We start from the raw sequence: 17250 nt of genomic DNA, 5'->3' as shown, positions 1-17250 counted from the left end.
GGGTATTTGCGTGGTGCTGGCACTGCTCGTGGTTCTCCTTCGGGCCAGGATCATAAGCCTGGTTTCAGGGACTCCACGAATCCGGGGTCAGCTCACCGCGACCGGGAACCGCATCACTGCCTTGGACAGCCGGCGGGCCCTCCTGACGCCGGAGGGCAACCGTCTTTCAAAGGGGCAACGATCATGGACAGGCAGAGCAAGTAGGACTGGTCCGTGACGGTCGCGAAGGGAAGGCGGCCTGCCGGCGACGCGACGCCTGCATGTGCGTCACCACCGCTCAGCCGCCCCAGGACGGTGCGGCCGCGCCTGAGGCATCCAGCGCATCGCGAAGCATGCCGCGTCCATCGAAATGCGCCGTACGATCGCCCGTCAGGCTGTGGCCTCGGCGCGCAGCGCAGCTGAGCCGGTGGACCCCGAACCAGGATGCGCACCGGGACCGGTGACGAGCCGGACCCGATGACCTCGGTGAACAGGACCTGCCCCAGCAGGTCGAGCCGCTGCGTCCGCCCCCTCCCCGGGCCTCGGGCACGAACACCGCGCCCAGTGCCGGAGCGGTCACTATGACCGGGGCGTTGGTCCAGAACGGCGACCGCCCTCCGAATCCCGGGACCGGACCGTCGCCCGTGGCCGGACCGACGGCCATGCTGAGCCCCGTACAGGCGCGCGGGCGCACCGGTCCGCCGGCGGGAGCGATCGTCCCGAGCATGACCCCGGAGGTAATCGCCCCCCGCGCAGTCCTGCGGAACCATCAAGGGCGTACCCCTTCGCCGGCGTCCGGATTCCGGGAGGTCTCCCATGCCGTACTTCACCAGCCCCGTCGACGGAACCCGCCTTCACTACACGGACTACGGACCGGCCGACGGCCCGGTGGCCGTCTTCGCCTCCAGCGCCTACCTCGGTTCCGAGATGTGGGAGTACCAGACGCTGCCGCTCGCCACGGAAGGCCATCGCTGCGTCGCGCTGGACCGGCGTGGGCACGGGCGTTCTGACGACGTGTGGGGCGGCTATGACCTCGACTCGCTCGCCGACGATCTGTATGGCCTGCTCGACCACCTGGACCTGCGCGCGGCGACTGTGATCGGACACTCGGTCGGCACCGCCGAGATCGTGCGCTGTCTGGCGCGACACGGCACCGACCGGGTGGCCCGCGTCGCGCTCGTCGCGGGCATCACCCCGGGCGTGTCCCGCTCGGCCGACAACCCGGACGGCTGGGACCCGGCGGTCATGCGGGCCGGCAACGCCGCCTACCTGCGGGACCGAGCGGCGTTCTTCCACGACCCCGATGCGCTGCGCGACTTCTTCGCTCTCCAACTGCCCGGCAACGACGTGTCCTCCGCCTACATCCGCTACCTGTCCGACCGCTGCCTCGTCTCCACCGCCCGCGCCTCCAGCGCCGTCCAGGAGACGGTGGTCACCGTGGACGTCGCCCCGGAACTGGCCAAGCTCGACCTGCCGGTCCTCGTCCTGCACGGCACGCACGACGTCTCCGCACCCCTGGACATCACCGGCCGCCGCGCCGCGGCCCTCGCCCCACGCGCCACACTCAAGGTCTACGAGAACGCCGGCCACGGCCTGTTCGTCACGCACGCCGACCAACTCACCGCAGACCTGCGGGAATTCATGACCGGGGCCTGAGAGGCGGTCGGGCGCACGCCCTCGCCCAGAGTGGGCTGGGTGCGGCGCCGCCCACTCCTCAAGCCGAGAGCGCCGGTTCCTGCCCGTCCGGGTCATAGGCGCATGCGGCGGCCAACTCGTCCAGCGACACGTGCAGCGCGGCGGCCAGGGCCGCGACGGTGAAGAAGGCGGGGGTCGGGGCCCGGCCGGTCTCGATCTTGCGCAGGGTCTCCGCGGAGACCCCCGCCGCGGCCGCGACCTCCGCCATGCTCCGGCTGCCGCGAGCTCGACGCAGCAGCGCGCCGAACCGCTCGCCGCGTTCCCGTTCCCACGGGGTCAGAGGAGTTCTCACCATGACCGTGATACTAATACCGGTATAAGTATTGGGTCTACTCGAGGTGGGGAGTCGCAGCGCATGGTGGAGATCAAGACCGACGCCGCTTTGGACGCGATGCGGGAAGCCGGACGTGTGGTGGCCCGCGCCCTGGCAGCAGTGCAAGAAGCAGCCGGCGTGGGAGTGTCCCTGCGAGAACTCGACGAAGCAGCCCGGTCGGTTCTGGCCGAGGCCAAAGCCGGCTCTCCGTTCCTCGGATACCGGCCGTCCTTCGCCCCGGTCGCCTTCCCTGCCGTGATCTGCACATCCGTCAACGACGCCGTCTCGCACGGCATCCCCACCGGCTACCGGCTTCGCGACGGCGACCTGGTGAGCATCGACTGCGGCGCCCAGCTCGACGGCTGGACGGGCGACGCGGCCATCACCTTCACCGTCGGAACACCACGCCCCGGCGACCTCGATCTGATCGACGCCACCCAGCAAGCCCTCGACGCCGGCATTGCCGCCGCCCAGGTGGGCAATCGCATCGGCGACATCTCCCATGCCATCGACACCGTCGCCCGCAAGGCGGGCTGCGGCATGCCCGCCGACTTCGGCGGCCACGGCATCGGCCGCCGCATGCACGAAGACCCTCATGTCCCCAACCGCGGCCGCCCCGGCCGTGGCTTCCCCCTCCGCCACGGCCTGGTCCTCGCGATCGAACCCATGCTCATGGCCGGCGGGCAGAACACCTACCGCACCGATATCGACGGCTGGACCCTGCGCACCACCGACGGCAGCAGGGCCGCCCACATCGAACACACCGTCGCCATCACCGACCAAGGCCCCCGCATCCTGACGCTGCCGTGACGTCCTCCAGACGCTGCCGGACCCGGGACCGGACCATTCGAGGGCAAGAACCTCCGATGGTCACGCGGCGGCCGTCCCCCTGCCGGGCCGCTCTCAACTTGGTTGTGAAGTCAACCTCGTGTGGCTCAGGCGGTGAAGCCGCCGTCGACGTGGATCGAGGCTCCCGTGATGTACCTGCCGTCCGGACTTGCCAAGTGGGCGACGGTGGCCGCGATCTCGGCCGCTTCCGCATAGCGGCCCACAGCGGTGAGACCGGCGATCGTCTCGGCGTTCGGCCCGTCGGCGGGGTTGGCGTCCGTATCCGTGGGGCCCGGGTGCACCAGATTGACGGTGACTCCCCGTGGGCCCAGTTCTCGGGCCAAGCCCTTGGTCATCCCGATGAGAGCCGTCTTGCTCATCGAGTACAGCGCCAGTCCGGGGAACACCGCGCGTTCGGCGACGTTGCTGCCGATACTGATGATGCGGCCGCCCTCGCCCATATGACGAACTGCCGCCTGAGACGCGGCGAACGGTGCCCGGACGTTCACCGCCAGGGTGCGCTCGATCTCTGACAGTCCCAAGTCCTCAAGTGGGCCGACGAGGAAGACGCCGGCGTTGTTGACCAGGATGTCAAGTCTGCCGAATGTCGCGGCCGCCTCGTCCACCGCGGCGGTGAGCGCCTCAGGTACCGCGCTGTCGGCCTGGATGGCCAGTGCCCGACGCCCGCCGGCCTTGATCTGCTCCACCACCTCGGCGGCGCGTTCCGCGCTGTTCTGAAAGGTCAGGACGACATCGGCACCTTCTTCGGCCAGGCGTAACGCGACAGCGGCACCGATGCCCCGGCTTCCGCCCGTGATCAGGGCGACGTTTCCTTCAAGTCGATTCATGGCGTCGAGCATTGCGGACCCCAGCGTCGGGCGCTGGCGGGAAACCGACCTGGCGTTCGGCCTGCGAAAGGGCAGTGCGCTGATGGGTGAGCTTCCTGCGTCGCAGACCGGCTTCGACCGCCGGCGACTTGGTGGGGGTCGAAGAGCAGGATCAGGGCCTGTCCGGCGTGGCCTTGCCGGACAGGCCCTGGTCCCGAGGAGGGCTCAGCGCTTGAGCATGAAGGTGAAGTCACCGGAGAGCTTGCCGCTCAGCCGGACTGCCGAAACGAGTTTTCCCTCCGTGATCAGCCGCTCGACCTCGGCCCGTGAAAGACCGCAGCCCTCGGCGATCAGTCGCACCGGCCGGACAGGGATACGCGCCGCGAAGCGGACCGAGACGTCGATCGCCTCGCGGTCCAGGTGATCCGATCCGCCGGTGTCGAGGCGCCAGGCGTTGTCCCAGTCGAGGGCGATGTGATTACGGCGCCGCACGACCGGATCCTGGAGCAGCTCAGCCGTCAGGCCGAGGTCGTTGTCATACAGCCGGTCCAGCAGCTCAGGTTGTACGGAGCGCACGTTCATCCGCTCCAGGACCGTGAGCTTCGCCGTTTCCCCGCAGGCGGTACAGAGCACGAGGAGCCAGGCGTCGAGGAGCTTGTGGTTTGCGTTGACGCGAAATCTACCGCTCGCCCGGAAGCGCTCGGACGCGCACGTGTGGCAACGGCGGAGAACGAGCGGCAGGCAGGTGGGAACGACCACCCAATTATTGAGCACAGAAGTACACCGGTTTCAGTGAGAAGTCCGCAGCAGAAAGGAGCGCGGCGCAGATGCGCGACGCGCGACGAATCAGCGCTCGGGAGGTCTCACACGGTGTACAACGGCACGTCCTTGACCAGACGACTTGGTTCGACAGCACGGTAATCGCGCACGGCGGCGCTGTTCCACTGGTTTTCGAGCGCCTCACCGCCGGTGCAGCAGACGCATGCGCCCGCTGGTGGTCACCGAGGCCGGTAGGCGGTGGCCAGCACGGAGACGGTGACCTGATCGGGCAGGAGGTCGGCATCGTTCAGATCTGCGGGGCTCACGTGGCGTGCGCTCGGCGTCATCGCAACCAGGTCCAGGGCATCCCGCCTGCTCAGGGTGGCCGGGTACTCCACTGCGTCGGTGACGGCGGCCTCGAAGAAGGGGTCCAGCGCCCGGTGCAGGCGCTGTTCCTTGGCCGGGTCGATCGTGACCATCGCAGGCAACCGTCCGCGCAGCTCGGCCAGGTGCCGCCCGGTGGGACGGATCACGATCAACCGGCCGGTTGGGCGCAGCATCCGGTGGAACTCGGCCGGATTGCGCGGGGCGAACACGTTCAGCACGACATCGGCCACCCCGTCGGCCAGCGGGAGGGGACGGAAGACGTCCCAGGCCACTGCGGCGGCTCGTTCGTGGGCTCGGGCTGCCGAGCGCAGTGCGCGCACTGATGTGTCCAGGCCCAGACCACGGGCGGCGGGCAACTGGTCGAGTACGCCGGCCAGGTAGTAGCCCGTGCCGCACCCCACGTCCACAACCGTGGCCCGCTCGGACACCGCGTCGGCCGCCAGGTGGGCCCCGACTTGGCGGATGGGCGCGTAGGCGCCGGTGGACAGGAATCGCCCCCGGGCCTGGACCATGGCCGCGTCGTCGCCGCTGGTGGCGCGGGTGCCCGTCAGGAGGCCGGCGTAGCCGTGGCGGGCGATGTCGAAGGTGTGGCCCACCGGGCAGCGCAGTGCGCCGTGGTCGGGGTGCAGGGGGCGCGTGAGGCACGTTGGGCAGCGCAGCAGGTCGAGGGAGAGTTCGAGGGCAGGGGGAAGCGACACGGGCACGAGGCACTCCTGGCAAGGGCGAAGGGAAGAGTCCGTGCCTGCACGCGCGCTCAAGACCTCACTGCCTCAGGAAGGGGCGGGCAGCGTCGGGAACGTGGGTCACGCAGCAGGCACACCAAGGAGGGCGACGCCGTCCGGCATCGCCCTCAACGCCTTCCGATCACAGGAAGCAGCAGTGCGGGGTGCTCATGAATGCCACACCATGAGTCTACGGGCATCGGCGCAACCCCTCATGCTCCGCCTGAAGTTGAGAGACACACCAGTCGGCCCGACAGTGCGTTGGTGAATCTCGAACTCCCAGCCTCCGCAGGGTCAGGGACGAGTACGTCGAACACGTCCGAGCCGGTTCGGGGCGCGACCGCGCAGCACGAGGCAAGGTGGCGGCGGGTTCTGGCGAGCAGGTGCCGGTGCTGGATTCGCCCCGCATCACGCGGGCTGGGCCGCCACATCGGTGGTGAACCCCAAGATCGAGGGCAGACGGGAAGTGATCTTCGTGTCGGTCCCGTTGGGGGGAGTGAACATCGTGGCAACGCCCGTCCGCCGTAGGCAACCAGTGATCCGTCGGCGTGCCTTCGATCTGCGCTACACGGCCCTGTTCTTCGGTCTCCTGGCCGCTGTCGTCAGCCTCGTGGGCTTGACCGCCCGCACGGCGATCGGTGTCGCCGAGCACCGCCCCGCCTGGGCCGTCGTCCTCGGAGTTCTCGTTCTTACGGCCACCCTGCTCCTGCGGCGGCGTCGGCGGCATCCGTTCTCCGTGGCACGGACCGCGCGCAAGGCCACCGCCGCGCTGGACGAGGCCACCAGGACGGCACTCGACGTGCTGGATCACGACCCTTCTCCTGTCCGGGCCCCCGCCGCATCGGCGACGGCCGACGAACCGCTCGTCGCACCCGTGGGGCGGACGGATCCCCACGAGGCACCGGCCGCCTCCCGTGAAGTCGAGGAGTACGTCACGTTCGCGCCCGGCGTGGTGACCCCGTCTCCGACGATCGGGCCCTTCGACCTCGAGACCCTGGGTCCCGATGAGTTCGAACAGGCGACCGCCGCCCTGTGCGAGCGCGACGGATGCACGGAGGTGGAGGTCGTCGGCGGAGCCGGGGACCTCGGCGCCGACGTGGTGGCCACGGCTCCGGACGGAAGGCGTGTCGTCATCCAGTGCAAGCGCTACGGCGACACCCATCGGGTCGGCTCGCAGGACCTCCAGCGCTTCGGCGGCACATGCTTCACCGTCCACGGGGCGGATGTAGCGATCGTCGTCACCACCAGCGGTTTCACCGCTCCAGCGCTGGAGTACGCCGAGCAGTGCGGGATCGTGTGCTGGGACCGGGAGGACCTGCAGGCGTGGAGCGACGGCACCGGGCCGGAACCGTGGCGATCTCGGACGCCGGACACCGAAGCACGCTGATCTGCAGCGCGGGCTCGCCGATCCGTGGAGGCGGTCGTCCGGCACGCTCACCCAAGGCACGCATCCGATTGGGCTGACAGCTGAGTTCTCACTGAGGGCGGGCAGTGCCTCGCCGCGTGGAGTGATCGCGCCACCAGGGCGTAGCGCCAAGATCACGCACTCGCCGGGTCAGGTCAAGGGCCGGTCGGTGGGCAGCTGGTCGGCGTGCTCACCGGTGACCAAGTAGACGAGACGCCGAGCCACGGACACCGCGTGGTCGGCGAACCGCTCGTAGTAGCGGCCGACGAGCGCGACGTCCACGGCTGTCTCCACTCCGTGCTGCCAACGTTCGTCCATCAGGTGCTGGAAGGTCGCGCGGTGGAGCTCGTCCATACGGTCGTCGTCCTGTTCCAGCTGGAGGGCCGCCTTGACGTCCTGGGTGAGGATCACTTCGGCTGCCTGCGCCATCAGGCGCTGCGCGAGCTGGCCCATCTCCAGGATCGTGCGGCGCAGATCGCGGGGCACGGCACGTTCGGGATAACGCATCCGGGCCAGCTTGGCGACATGCTGAGCGAGGTCTCCCGAGCGTTCCAGGTCCGCGCTCATGCGCAGAGAGGTGACCACGACGCGTAGGTCGGTGGCGACCGGCTGCTGTCGCGCCAGCACCGCGATCGCCCGGTTCTCCAGGTCACGCTGCAGGTCGTCGACCCTCTGGTCGGCGGAGATCACGCTTTCGGCAAGCTGGAGATCCGCGTCCAGGAGCGCAGTGGTGGCCAGACCGATGGCCGAGCCGACCAGGTTCGCCATCTCCACGAGCCCATCACTGATCGCACCCAATTCCTCGTGGTAGGCCACCCGCATCGGGTCCTCACCGTCCAATCGTGTGTTCGCCGACCATTCCCCCCCGTTGCCCTGTTGTCAGACTCGCACACCTGGGGTGGCACCACGCCATACCCGCCAGTGATGAATCCGTGGTCGTGCAGCGTTCCGTCCGTGCTTCCCGAGCTGATCACCGGCCGGTGGGTTGCCCAGGCGCCGGAACCGGGAGGAGACCAGCCGCAAGCTGCCACGGCGGGCAGCGGTGCGCGGGCCCGAGTCATCAGGGACCCCGGCCGGATGCGGATCGACGTACGGTGTGATGGAAACAGCCGGCCCAAGATCGCCGTGCCGGAAGCGGCTCCCAGCCCCGCGGACCGAAGCGATCAGCGGCCGAGCACGGTACCGGCGATGGCGCAGGCGATCCGGACCCGGTGCAGCAGGACGCCTCCTTCCGAGCCAAGGTGGACGACAGCGTGCACCGGGTCCTCGCCGCGAAGCACGATGCGGGGTTGCTCGTCTGTCGCTGAGCCGTTCACGCCCGCCGTGGGACAAGGACGGAGCGCCGCTCGCACCACCGGGGAACGCGCCGGAGGAGTGGTCACCGCAATGCACGATGGCGACCAGGCGGTGAGCGGCCGGGGCGGCCCGCAGGTCCACAGGATGTTCCTTCCGGCAGAGCTCAGGGGCAATGGCAGTCGGCGGTGAGGGTGAGCCGCCAGCGGACCTCGCCGGCGGCCGGGACGCAGGCGGCGTCGCCATGGTCCGCGTCGGCGAGGTCGAAGACGCGGCCCAGCATGGGTTCGACGCCTGTGCTGCGGTAGGGAGCCGGGGTGGGGAAGCCACCGAGGTTGCGCCACAGCGCGATCGACGTCGGTTGTCCGTCCGCCTCCAGGGCCAGGGCCAGCCGGTCGGGGCCGTCGTGGACGCAGCAGCGGGTGGTGTCCACGACCGCTCCGACGGCGGTGCCGTCGTCCGGTCCGAACCGGTCCAGGCTCAGTCCGCGGGGCGCCGGCCAACGGCCCTCGATCCAGGGGGCGTCCCCGGGCCAGGCGTGGGGCAGCAGCGGGGCAGCTTCCGGGAAGAGGCGGGTGCGGGCACCGCGGCGGGCGTGGAGCGTGGCGTGCTCGGACAGGTCGAGCAGGGCGTGGGCGGCCCAGACGAAGCGGAAGCCGGGATCGGCGGCGAGGGTGTAGTCGACCTCGGCGCCGTCATCGGTGTGGCGGATCGTGCGGGCGAGTGCGAAGCGCTCGCAGCGCACCCGTTCCGTGTCCCCGTCGCGGCTCCAGGGGCGTGACCAGGTGTCTCCATGGTCCGGGTTGCCGCGCACGGTCGGGACGCACTCCTCCAGCCCGCCGGCGTCCACGAAGGAGTCGCCGGGTGAGACGCGGGTGCGTTCGGGTGCGTCGCGGTGCCAGAGCCATTCCCGGCCTCCCGCCTTGAGCGAGGTCCAGCGGCCGCCGTGGCTCAGGTCGGTGACGATCTCCGTCGGCACCGGCTCACCACTCCGCGAAGGAGCCGTCGGGGTGCCGCCACACGGGGTTGCGCCACGCGTGCCCGTCGCGGTCGGCGGCGCGTACGGCGGCCTCATCGACGGTGATGCCCAGGCCCGGCCTGTCACCGCGGTGTGCGTGCCCTGCGACGAAGCGGAACGGCTCGGGGTCGACGACGTAGGACAGCAGGTCGGCGTCCTTGTTGTAGTGGATGCCGCGGCTCTGCTCCTGGATCAGGAAGTTCGGTGTCGCGAACGCGATCTGCAGACTGGCCGCCAGGGCGATGGGGCCGAGCGGGCAGTGCGGGGCGAGGAGGGCGCCGTACGTCTCGGCGAGCGAGGCTATGCGGTGCACCTCCGAGATGCCGCCCGCGTGGGACAGGTCCGGCTGTACAACGGCGACTCCGGCGGTGAGCACGGGCAGGAACTCCGCACGTGAGTACAGTCGTTCCCCCGTGGCGAGGGGGACCGGGCCGGCGGTGACGAGACCCGCCAGCAGGTGGCTCTGCTCGGGGAGTACGGGTTCCTCCACGAACAGCGGGTGCAGCGGAGCGATCTCGGCGAGGACCCGCCGGGCACCGGCAGCGGAGAAACGGCCGTGGAAGTCGATGGCGACATCGTGGTCGGGTCCCAGGCTCTCGCGTGCCACGGCGACGCGGTCGACGACCGCCGCGGTCTCAGCGGCGGTGGGAATCGGCGAGGTCGCGCCGGCCGCGTTCATCTTCACCGCCGTGAAACCCGCCTCCACCTGGGCGGCGATCTGCTCGCGCAGCCTGCTCGGCTCGTCGCCGCCGACCCAGGCGTAGACCCGCACCCGGTCGCGCACCGGGCCGCCCAGCAGGGCATGTACCGGTGCGCCGTAGGCCTGGCCCGCTATGTCCCACAGTGCCTGGTCGAGTCCGGCGACGGCGCTGGACAGCACCGGGCCGCCGCGGTAGAAGCCGCCTTTGGTGAGAATCTGCCAGTGGTCCTGGATGCGCAGCGGGTCCTGGCCGAGGAGATGCTCGGCGAGCACGTCGACGGCGCTGCGCACCACTTCGGCGCGCCCCTCGACGACCGGTTCTCCCCAGCCGACGAGGCCGTCGTCGGTCTCGATGCGGCAGAACAGCCAGCGCGGCGGGACCAGGAAGGTTTCGATGCGGGCGATCTTCACTTGTGGCGGGGGCCTTTCGTCTCGTCGTCGCCGTTGAGCCGTTCCAGGTCGCGGCCGGCCTGGTCGAGCAGGGCGCGCATGGCGGCCTCGGCGGCGTCGGGGTCCTGATCGCGCACGGCGTCCAGGACGGCGCGGTGGGCCGGCACGGGGTCCTCGCTGTGCGGTGCGCTGTGCACGATGCGGTCGCGGTGGGCCAGGCCCGACTCGATGACCATCTCCATGCGTTCGAGCAGTTCGTTGTGGGTGGCTGCGAGCAGGGCGCGGTGGAAGGCGAGGTCCGCCTCGACCGCGTGCGTGGCGTCGGTGTGCTGATCCATGGACTCCAGGGCGGCGTCCAGGGCGGCCACGTCGGCGTCGGTGCGCCGCTCGGCGGCGAGGCGCACGGCGGCCGGTTCGATGATGGCGCGGACCTCGGCGAGGTTGCGCAGCAGTGCCCGGTCGGCTTCATCGGCCCCGCCGCCTTCGAACTGCCAGCGCAGCACGTCGGCGTCCAGCAGGTTCCAGTCGGAGCGGGCGCGCACGAAGGTGCCGCGCTTCTGCCGGGCGTCGACCATGCCCTTGGCGGCGAGCACCTTCAGCGACTCGCGCAGGGCTGTGAGACTCACGTCGAGTTCGCTCTGCAGGGCGACCAGGTCGAGCGTCGCCCCTGCCGGGATGTCCCCGCCCAGGATGCGGCGGGCCAGGGCTTCCACGGTCTGGCCGTGCACGCCGCGACGGGCGTAGGGGGTCATGTCGTGCTGCCTTTCTGCTGCTGATTGGGGGGCTCGGTCATGCGGAGGCCTTCACGACGCTCCAGCCGCCGTCGACGAGGAGGTGCGAGCCGGTGATGTAGGAGGCCTCGTCGGAGGCGAGGAAGGCGATGGCGGCGGCCACCTCCTCGGGGGTGCCGAAGCGGCGGGCGGCTGTCTCGGCGATGCTGCGCTCGCGTTCCTCGGGTGGAACCCTGTCCCAGGCGGCGGTCAGGATGGGGCCGGGAAGGACGGCGTTGACGCGGACGTCGCCGTACTCGACGGCCAACTGCCCGCACAGGGACAGCAGGGCGCCTTTGGCGGCGGCGTAGGCGGGGTGTCCGGGAATGCCCTTGTGAGCGTGGACGGAGGAGGTCAGCACGACCGCGCCGCGGCGCTCGCGCAGGTCGGGCAGGACGGCGCGGAAGCCGAGGAAGCTGCCGGTGAGGTTGACGTCGAGCTGCCGCTGCCACGAGTCGAGGGACATGGCGTGTGCGGGCGTGACATCGACGGTGTAGGCGTTGCTGACCAGGACGTCCACTGGTCCGAACGCGTGGGCGGCAGCCGCGACCCGTTCCCAGTCCTGCTCGGCGGCGACGTCGGCGGTGACGGACCGGGCCGTACCGCCGTCCCGGGTGATGCTCCGGGCAACGGCCGCTCCCCGTTCGCCGTCGATGTCGGCGAGCACGACGGCGGCTCCCTCCTGCGCGAGGCGTTGGGCCGTGGCGGCTCCGATGCCGGAGGCCGCGCCGGTGACCACGGCCGTGCGGCCGGCGAAACGGGCGCCGTGGCCTGGTGAGGACTGGTACATCGTGGGGTCGGGCTCCTTTGCGGTTGCGGCGCCTCGTCGGCCGCGGTGGGCACGGATGCGGGTCGGGGATCCTAGTGCCGGGTCAGCACCACCAAGTCGGCGTCGTCAGCGGCGCTCCAGGCGAACGGCAGCCCGTAGTGAAGCAGATGGGCTCCGGCGTACGTGGTGCCGCTCGCGGCGTCGTGGTAGCGCGCGGCCGCGTCCAGGCCCCGCAACCGGAGCCGGGCGGCGCGACCGGGAACGAGCGGGGCACCGTCCAGGCGTCCGGTGCTGAAGGCGGCGACCACGGTGCGGCGGCCGTCCGGTGCGTCGTACTGGACGCCGCAGGTCGGGTCCTCGGGCGTGCCCAGCAGATGTGCCTCGCCGTGGTGGATCACATCGCGGACCTCCTTGTAGCGCGTGATCCACCGGGCGGCCTCGGCACGCTGTTCCGGTTCCCATGCTCGCAGGTCGGCTCCGATGCCCAGGACGCCGCACAGGGCGGTGACGAAGCGGAAGGCGAGGCTGCGGGGGCGGGGGTCGAAGACGCCGGGGGCGTCGGTGACCCAGGAGCTCATGACGTGGGGCGCGTGGGCGTGCAGGAAGCCGAACTGGATGAGCAACCGGTCCAGGGGGGCTGTGTTGTCGCTGGGCCACACGACGTCGGTGCGGGCGAGCGTGGCGTGATCGACCCTCCCGCCGCCGCCCGCACAGCCCTCGACGGTGACATCGGGGTGGCTGGCGCGCAGGTGGTCCAGGACGCGGAGGTAGCCGGCGACGTGTCCGGCGTCGAGGTCGAGGCAGTCGGCGCGGCCGGCTCCGGGCCGGCCGCGCTCGGTGGGCGGCCGGTTCATGTCCCACTTCAGGTAGCTGATGGCGTGGTCGGTGAGCAGCCGGTCGAGGGTGGCGATCACGAAGTCCTGGACGTCGGCGCGGCCGAGGTCCAGCAGCAGCTGGTTGCGCACGAGCCGGGCCGGGCGGTGATCGATGCGGTAGACCCAGTCCGGGTGTTCGGCATACAGGCGGCTCGTGGGACTGACGGCCTCGGGTTCCACCCACAGCCCGAAGTCGAGCCCGAGGGAGCGGATGTCGTCGACGAACCGGTCGAAGCCCTGGGGGAAGGCCGCCGGGTCGGGGTACCAGTCCCCCAGTCCCCCGGTGTCGTCGGCGCGGCCGGTGAACCATCCGTCGTCCACGACGAACAGCTCGGCGCCGATGTCCGCGGCTGCCTTTGCCAGTTCGAGTTGGTTCGCGGCGTCGACGTCGAAGCCGGTGGCCTCCCACGAGTTGTAGAGCACCTTGCGACGTCGCTGCAGCCGGTTTCCGCTCAGGTGCCGTTCGTAGCGGTGCCAGACGCGGGTGAGTCCGCCGAGCCCGTCGGGGCTGAACGCGCAGGCGAGGCGGGGGGTGGTCAGGGTCTGTCCCGGTGCCAGGTGCACCGCGCCTTCGTGCGGCACGCGGCCGGCCCGCACCCGCAGCGCCCCGCCGGGCTCGGCCTCGGCGGTGATGTGCCAGTTGCCGGGCCATTCGAGTGCCACACCATAGGTTGGTCCCGGACCTTGCCCGGGTGCCGGGCGGTCCTGGACGGCGAGCCAGGGCGCGTACGCGTGGCCGACCACCCCCTGACTGCTGCCGATGGTGAACGTCCCCCTTTCCAGGTCGAGTTGGGTGCGCTGGAACTCCTGGAACCACTGGCCGGTCAGGTACGTCAGCCGGGCCCCGGTGGTGACCGGGATGTTCACGGCGGCCGAGTCCAGCCGCTCCAGGCGCAGTTCCGCCTCGCCCGTGCAGGTCAGTTCGGTCCAGCGGTGCAGGACGTCGGTGCCCGGCACGGTGGCGTAGCACAGGGTGGTGCGCAGGCCGAAGACGTCGTCGGTGAAGGTGAGCCGGAGGGTGTCGCTCTCGTGCTGTGCTCCCCCGAAGGTCCACCACACGCCGCGTTCGGAGCCGGGCCGTGCGGCGACGAGGTCGGCGCCGGTGAAGGGACGCAGCCCATGGGGCAGGTACTCCGCGGGGGCGGCGTCGGCGGGCGTGATGAAGTGGGTGCGGTGGGACCAGTCCAGCGCCGAGGGTCCCTCTTCCACGCCGTGCGGTCCCCAGGCCTCGAGTTCGGCCCAGGGGCCGTCCGGGGAGAGCCGAACGGTGTAGCTGCTGTGATCGGTGCGCAGGGTCCAGCGCTGCTGCGACGTCACTTCACTGCTCCGATGTTGAGGCCGGCCACGAAGTGGCGCTGGAAGCGGAGGAAGACGGCCACGGTGGGGGCGGCGGCGATGACGGATCCGGCGGCGATCACGTTCCACATGGAGACGTACTGTCCCTGAAGTCCGATGAGCGCGGCGGTGATCGGCATCTTGGTGTCGCTGCGCAGCACGGTGATGGCCCACAGCAGGTCGTTGAAGATCCAGGTGAAGGACAGTGCGCTGAGCGCGGCGAGCGCGGGTCGGGTGAGCGGGAGGATGATGCGCCAGAAGATCTGCCAGGGGCCGGCGCCGTCCATGACCGCCGCCTGCTGGATCTCGGCGGGGATCGCGCGCATGAAGCCGTGCAGGACGAAGACGTAGAAGCCGACGCCGAAGCCGATCTGCACGCCGATCAGGGCCGGCAGGGTGTCGTAGATGCCCATCATCTCGCTGAGTTTGGACACCGGGATGAGCAGGATCTGCGGTGGCAGCAGGTTGCCGCCGAGCATGAGCAGCAGCAGGAAGCGGCGGAAGGGCATCTCGTAGCGGCTGAGGGCGAACGCCGCCATGGCCGCCAGCGCGAGGGTCAGCAGGACGCAGGGGACGGTGACGGTCAGGCTGTTGATCAGGGCGCGTTGCTGGCCGCCGTCGACCCAGGCCTGGCGGAAGTTGTCCAGTGTGAAGGAGCGGGGCGGGCTGCCCAGGCCGTGGGCGGCGATGTCGTTGAAGGACCGCACGCTGGTGACGAGGACCAGGAGGATGGGCAGCAGCCACAGGAGGGCCAGGACTCCGGCGCCGAGGTGGAAACCTGCGGTGGCGGCCCGCCGGCGGCGCAGCGCGCCGGCGGACGTGCGGGGGTGGGTGGCGGAGACAGGCACGTGGACGGCGGACATCAGTCGGCCTCCCGGAAGGCCCGGACCAGGTAGGATGCGATGACCCCGAAGGCCAGCAGGAAGATGACGACGGCCAGGGCGGAGCCGTATCCCAGGCGCAGCGACTGGAACGCGGTGGAGTACATGTAGGTGCTCAGCAGCTCGGAGGAGTGGTAGGGGCCGCCGCGGGTCAGCGACCAGACCACGTCGAAGGAGCGCAGCGAGTCGATGACTATGACGGACAGCACGACGGCGTTGACACTGCGCAGCTGGGGCAGCGTCACATGGCGGAAGCGCTGCAGGCGTCCGGCGCCGTCGACCTCGGCCGCCTCGTACAGTGCCGGGTCGATGCCCTTCAGGCCCGCGAGGTACAGGACCATCACGTAGCCGATCTGCCGCCACAGGGCGGGCACGATCACCGCGTACAGGGCGGTGTCCTGGTCGGCGAGCCAGGCGTGGCGCAGGCTGTCAAGACCGACCGACTCAAGGAGCCGGTTGAGTACGCCGTCCGGCTGGTAGATGGCCTGCCAGACCAGGGCGGTGGCGACGAGGGAGAAGACGACGGGCAGGAAGAGAGCCGCGCGGTAGAAGCCGACGCCCCGGCGTTCCTGCTGGAGCAGCAGTGCGGCGGCCAGACCGAGCAGGGCGGACAGGCCGCCGAAGAGCAGCAGCCACAGGACGGTGTGGCCGGCCGCGCCGAGGAAGGTGTCGTCGCCCGCCATCTCGCGGAAGTTGCCCAGTCCGACGAACTTCGGCGCCGAGACGCCGTCCCAGCTGGTCAGGGCGAGGTAGAAGCCATGCAGGGCGGGCCAGAAGACCCACAGGGCCTCGGCGAGCAGGGGAACGAGGACGAAGGCGAGGACCAGCGGGGGTGTGCGACGGGGGCCCCCGGCCGTGCCGCCCCGTGATGGTGCCGGGGCCGGGGACTTGCGGTGCGGGGCGGTCAGGACGGCCATGTCAGGCGTTCCAGATCTTTTCGGCGTCGCGCTGCCAGTCGGTGAGGATGCTGCCGACGTCCTTCGGCTTGGCGATGAACTTGGTGAGCGCGGTGTCGGCGGTGGGCTGGAGGGCGTCGCTGGAGTCGCGGTTGAAGAACTGGGTGACCTCGGCCGCCTGCTCGATGTGCTCGCGCCCCTTCTTCACCAGTGCGGTGCCGGCGTCCTTCGCACCGGGGTTGCAGGGCAGCACGGTCCCGGACGAGCCCTTGATGTAGATCTCCTGCGCCTCGGCGGTGGCGAGGTAGCGCATCAGGTCGAAGACCTGGTCGCGGTGTCCGGTGCGAGCGGTGGCGAAGTAGCCGTCGGTGGGGGCTTCCTCGGCGAGCGGGATCTTGCTGTCGATGACGGGGAAGCGGAAGAAGTCGATGTCGTCCAGGGCGCTCCTGGGAGCGGCGTCGGCGAAGAAGGTGCCGATGAGCATCATGCCGCTGCGGCCGTTGAGCAGGGAGGTCGTGGCGTCCTGGAAGGCCACGGCGGTGCCGTTGGGATCGAAGTACGGCAGCACCTCCTGCCAGCGGTCGAAGACCTTGCGCACCTCGGGGTCGTCGAAGCGGTGCTTGCCCGCGAGGAGTTCCCGGTGGTAGGTGGCGCCGTTGATGCGGAGGTCGAGGTAGTCGAACCAGGCCGAGGCCACCCACGCCGTGCCGCCGCCCGCGCCGAGCCCGATCGGTGCAACGCCCTTGGCCTTCAGCTTGTCGCACAGGTCAAGGAACTCGTCCCAGTTGGTGGGCTCGCTCACGCCCCACTTGGCGAAGTTCGACTTCCGGTAGAACATGCCCCACCAGTAGTAGGTGGCGGGCACGAAGACCTTCTTGCCGGAGCTCGCGGTGCACAGGCTGTTCAGCGCCTTCGGATACCGCTTGAGGTCGGGCGACGAGCTCCAGACGTCGTCGAGGTCGAGCAGCAGGTTCTTCTTCGCGTAGGCATCCGCCACCGAGCCGGGGTACCAGGTGTACACGTCCGGCGGGTTGGCGGAGGTCAGATAGGTCGGCAGCTGGGTGCGGAAGGTCTCCGCGGCCACGGTGTTCAGACTGACGCGCCCGGACCCCTTCTTGCCGTAGGCGGCGACCAGGTCCTCCATCGCGGTCTTGGCCTGTGGTGCGGACAGGTTGGACTGGAGGGTCACCGCGCCCTGGGAGGAGGACTTGGCGGAGGAGGTGGAGGTGACGCAGCTGCTGAGCAGTGCCGTCGCCCCGGCGGCTCCGAGTCCGGCGAGCAAGCGCCGGCGGCTGGGCAGGTGGTTCGTCATGGAGGCTCCCTGCGGCTCCGCACGGCGGGCCCGGCCCTCCTGACGGCCGGGCCCCACCCGCGGCGGAACCAGAGTCGCGTGGCGGACTCGCCACGT

Annotated in this window: 17 protein-coding genes; 3 read left to right on the top strand and 14 right to left on the bottom strand. The window is 70.5% G+C overall.

The window, feature by feature from the left end; genetic code table 11:
• The first annotated feature begins 795 nt into the window (after positions 1–795).
• Positions 796–1635, top strand: coding sequence for an alpha/beta fold hydrolase (locus tag ACFYZE_RS32710; protein WP_389002179.1), 840 nt, complete (start codon positions 796–798; stop codon positions 1633–1635).
• A 58-nt stretch (positions 1636–1693) separates the two neighbouring features.
• Here the strand turns inward: ACFYZE_RS32710 and ACFYZE_RS32705 are convergent, their stop codons facing one another.
• Positions 1694–1969, bottom strand: a complete 276-nt coding sequence (locus ACFYZE_RS32705; RefSeq protein ID WP_389002177.1) for a helix-turn-helix domain-containing protein — start codon at positions 1967–1969, stop codon at positions 1694–1696.
• A gap of 60 nt (positions 1970–2029) precedes the next feature.
• On the opposite strand from ACFYZE_RS32705, the gene map reads away from it, so the two are divergent.
• Positions 2030–2797, top strand: coding sequence for a type I methionyl aminopeptidase (map, locus tag ACFYZE_RS32700; protein WP_389002174.1), 768 nt, complete (start codon positions 2030–2032; stop codon positions 2795–2797).
• Positions 2798–2922: 125 nt separating this feature from the next.
• Here the strand turns inward: map and ACFYZE_RS32695 are convergent, their stop codons facing one another.
• The 3 genes from ACFYZE_RS32695 to ACFYZE_RS32685 all read right to left on the bottom strand — a co-directional run bounded on the left by ACFYZE_RS32695 (position 2923) and on the right by ACFYZE_RS32685 (position 5492).
• Entirely contained in the window at positions 2923–3663 is a 741-nt protein-coding gene (locus ACFYZE_RS32695; protein ID WP_389002188.1) for an SDR family NAD(P)-dependent oxidoreductase, read from the bottom strand.
• A gap of 204 nt (positions 3664–3867) precedes the next feature.
• Positions 3868–4416: a DUF1062 domain-containing protein gene (locus ACFYZE_RS32690; protein ID WP_389002171.1), complete on the bottom strand. Its 549-nt coding sequence runs from the start codon at positions 4414–4416 to the stop codon at positions 3868–3870.
• A gap of 224 nt (positions 4417–4640) precedes the next feature.
• On the bottom strand, positions 4641–5492 hold the full coding sequence (locus ACFYZE_RS32685) for a methyltransferase domain-containing protein (protein WP_389002168.1): 852 nt from the start codon (positions 5490–5492) through the stop codon (positions 4641–4643).
• Between the two features lie 523 nt (positions 5493–6015).
• Between ACFYZE_RS32685 and ACFYZE_RS32680 the strand changes: the two genes are divergently transcribed.
• Positions 6016–6897 carry a restriction endonuclease gene (locus tag ACFYZE_RS32680; RefSeq protein WP_389002165.1) on the top strand — a complete coding sequence of 294 codons (882 nt, stop codon included), beginning with the start codon at positions 6016–6018 and terminating at the stop codon, positions 6895–6897.
• A gap of 168 nt (positions 6898–7065) precedes the next feature.
• On the opposite strand, the gene phoU is transcribed toward ACFYZE_RS32680, so the two are convergent.
• The 10 genes from phoU to ACFYZE_RS32630 form a co-directional block, all read right to left on the bottom strand.
• On the bottom strand, positions 7066–7737 hold the full coding sequence (gene phoU, locus ACFYZE_RS32675) for a phosphate signaling complex protein PhoU (RefSeq protein ID WP_389002162.1): 672 nt from the start codon (positions 7735–7737) through the stop codon (positions 7066–7068).
• A gap of 341 nt (positions 7738–8078) precedes the next feature.
• On the bottom strand, positions 8079–8231 hold the full coding sequence (locus ACFYZE_RS32670; protein ID WP_389002159.1) for a hypothetical protein: 153 nt from the start codon (positions 8229–8231) through the stop codon (positions 8079–8081).
• 143 nt (positions 8232–8374) lie between these two features.
• Positions 8375–9187, bottom strand: coding sequence for a hypothetical protein (locus ACFYZE_RS32665; RefSeq protein ID WP_389002156.1), 813 nt, complete (start codon positions 9185–9187; stop codon positions 8375–8377).
• Between the two features lie 4 nt (positions 9188–9191).
• Positions 9192–10337 (bottom strand): galactonate dehydratase, encoded by a 1146-nt coding sequence (gene dgoD, locus ACFYZE_RS32660; RefSeq protein WP_389002153.1) that lies wholly within the window; start codon positions 10335–10337, stop codon positions 9192–9194.
• Positions 10334–11068 (bottom strand): FadR/GntR family transcriptional regulator, encoded by a 735-nt coding sequence (locus ACFYZE_RS32655; RefSeq protein WP_389002150.1) that lies wholly within the window; start codon positions 11066–11068, stop codon positions 10334–10336. The genes dgoD and ACFYZE_RS32655 overlap by 4 nt, the downstream gene beginning before the upstream one ends.
• Positions 11069–11105: 37 nt before the next feature.
• Entirely contained in the window at positions 11106–11876 is a 771-nt protein-coding gene (locus ACFYZE_RS32650; protein ID WP_389002147.1) for an SDR family NAD(P)-dependent oxidoreductase, read from the bottom strand.
• A 71-nt stretch (positions 11877–11947) separates the two neighbouring features.
• Entirely contained in the window at positions 11948–14047 is a 2100-nt protein-coding gene (locus ACFYZE_RS32645) for an alpha-galactosidase (RefSeq protein WP_389002144.1), read from the bottom strand.
• The gene (locus tag ACFYZE_RS32640; protein WP_389002141.1) at positions 14044–14928 is read right to left on the bottom strand and encodes a carbohydrate ABC transporter permease; all 885 of its coding nucleotides are present in this window, start codon (positions 14926–14928) and stop codon (positions 14044–14046) included. The genes ACFYZE_RS32645 and ACFYZE_RS32640 overlap by 4 nt, the downstream gene beginning before the upstream one ends.
• Positions 14928–15863 carry a carbohydrate ABC transporter permease gene (locus ACFYZE_RS32635; RefSeq protein WP_389002138.1) on the bottom strand — a complete coding sequence of 312 codons (936 nt, stop codon included), beginning with the start codon at positions 15861–15863 and terminating at the stop codon, positions 14928–14930. Before ACFYZE_RS32635 ends, ACFYZE_RS32640 begins: the two co-directional genes overlap by 1 nt.
• Before the next feature lies 1 nt (position 15864).
• Positions 15865–17154 carry an ABC transporter substrate-binding protein gene (locus ACFYZE_RS32630; RefSeq protein WP_389002135.1) on the bottom strand — a complete coding sequence of 430 codons (1290 nt, stop codon included), beginning with the start codon at positions 17152–17154 and terminating at the stop codon, positions 15865–15867.
• Between the last annotated feature and the right edge of the window lie 96 nt (positions 17155–17250).

The organism is Streptomyces sp. NPDC001796, from assembly GCF_042892355.1.
Classification (GTDB): Bacteria; Actinomycetota; Actinomycetes; order Streptomycetales; family Streptomycetaceae; genus Streptomyces.
The sequence above is the reverse complement of the archived record's forward strand: the minus strand, read 5'-3'. Positions and strand labels throughout refer to the sequence as shown.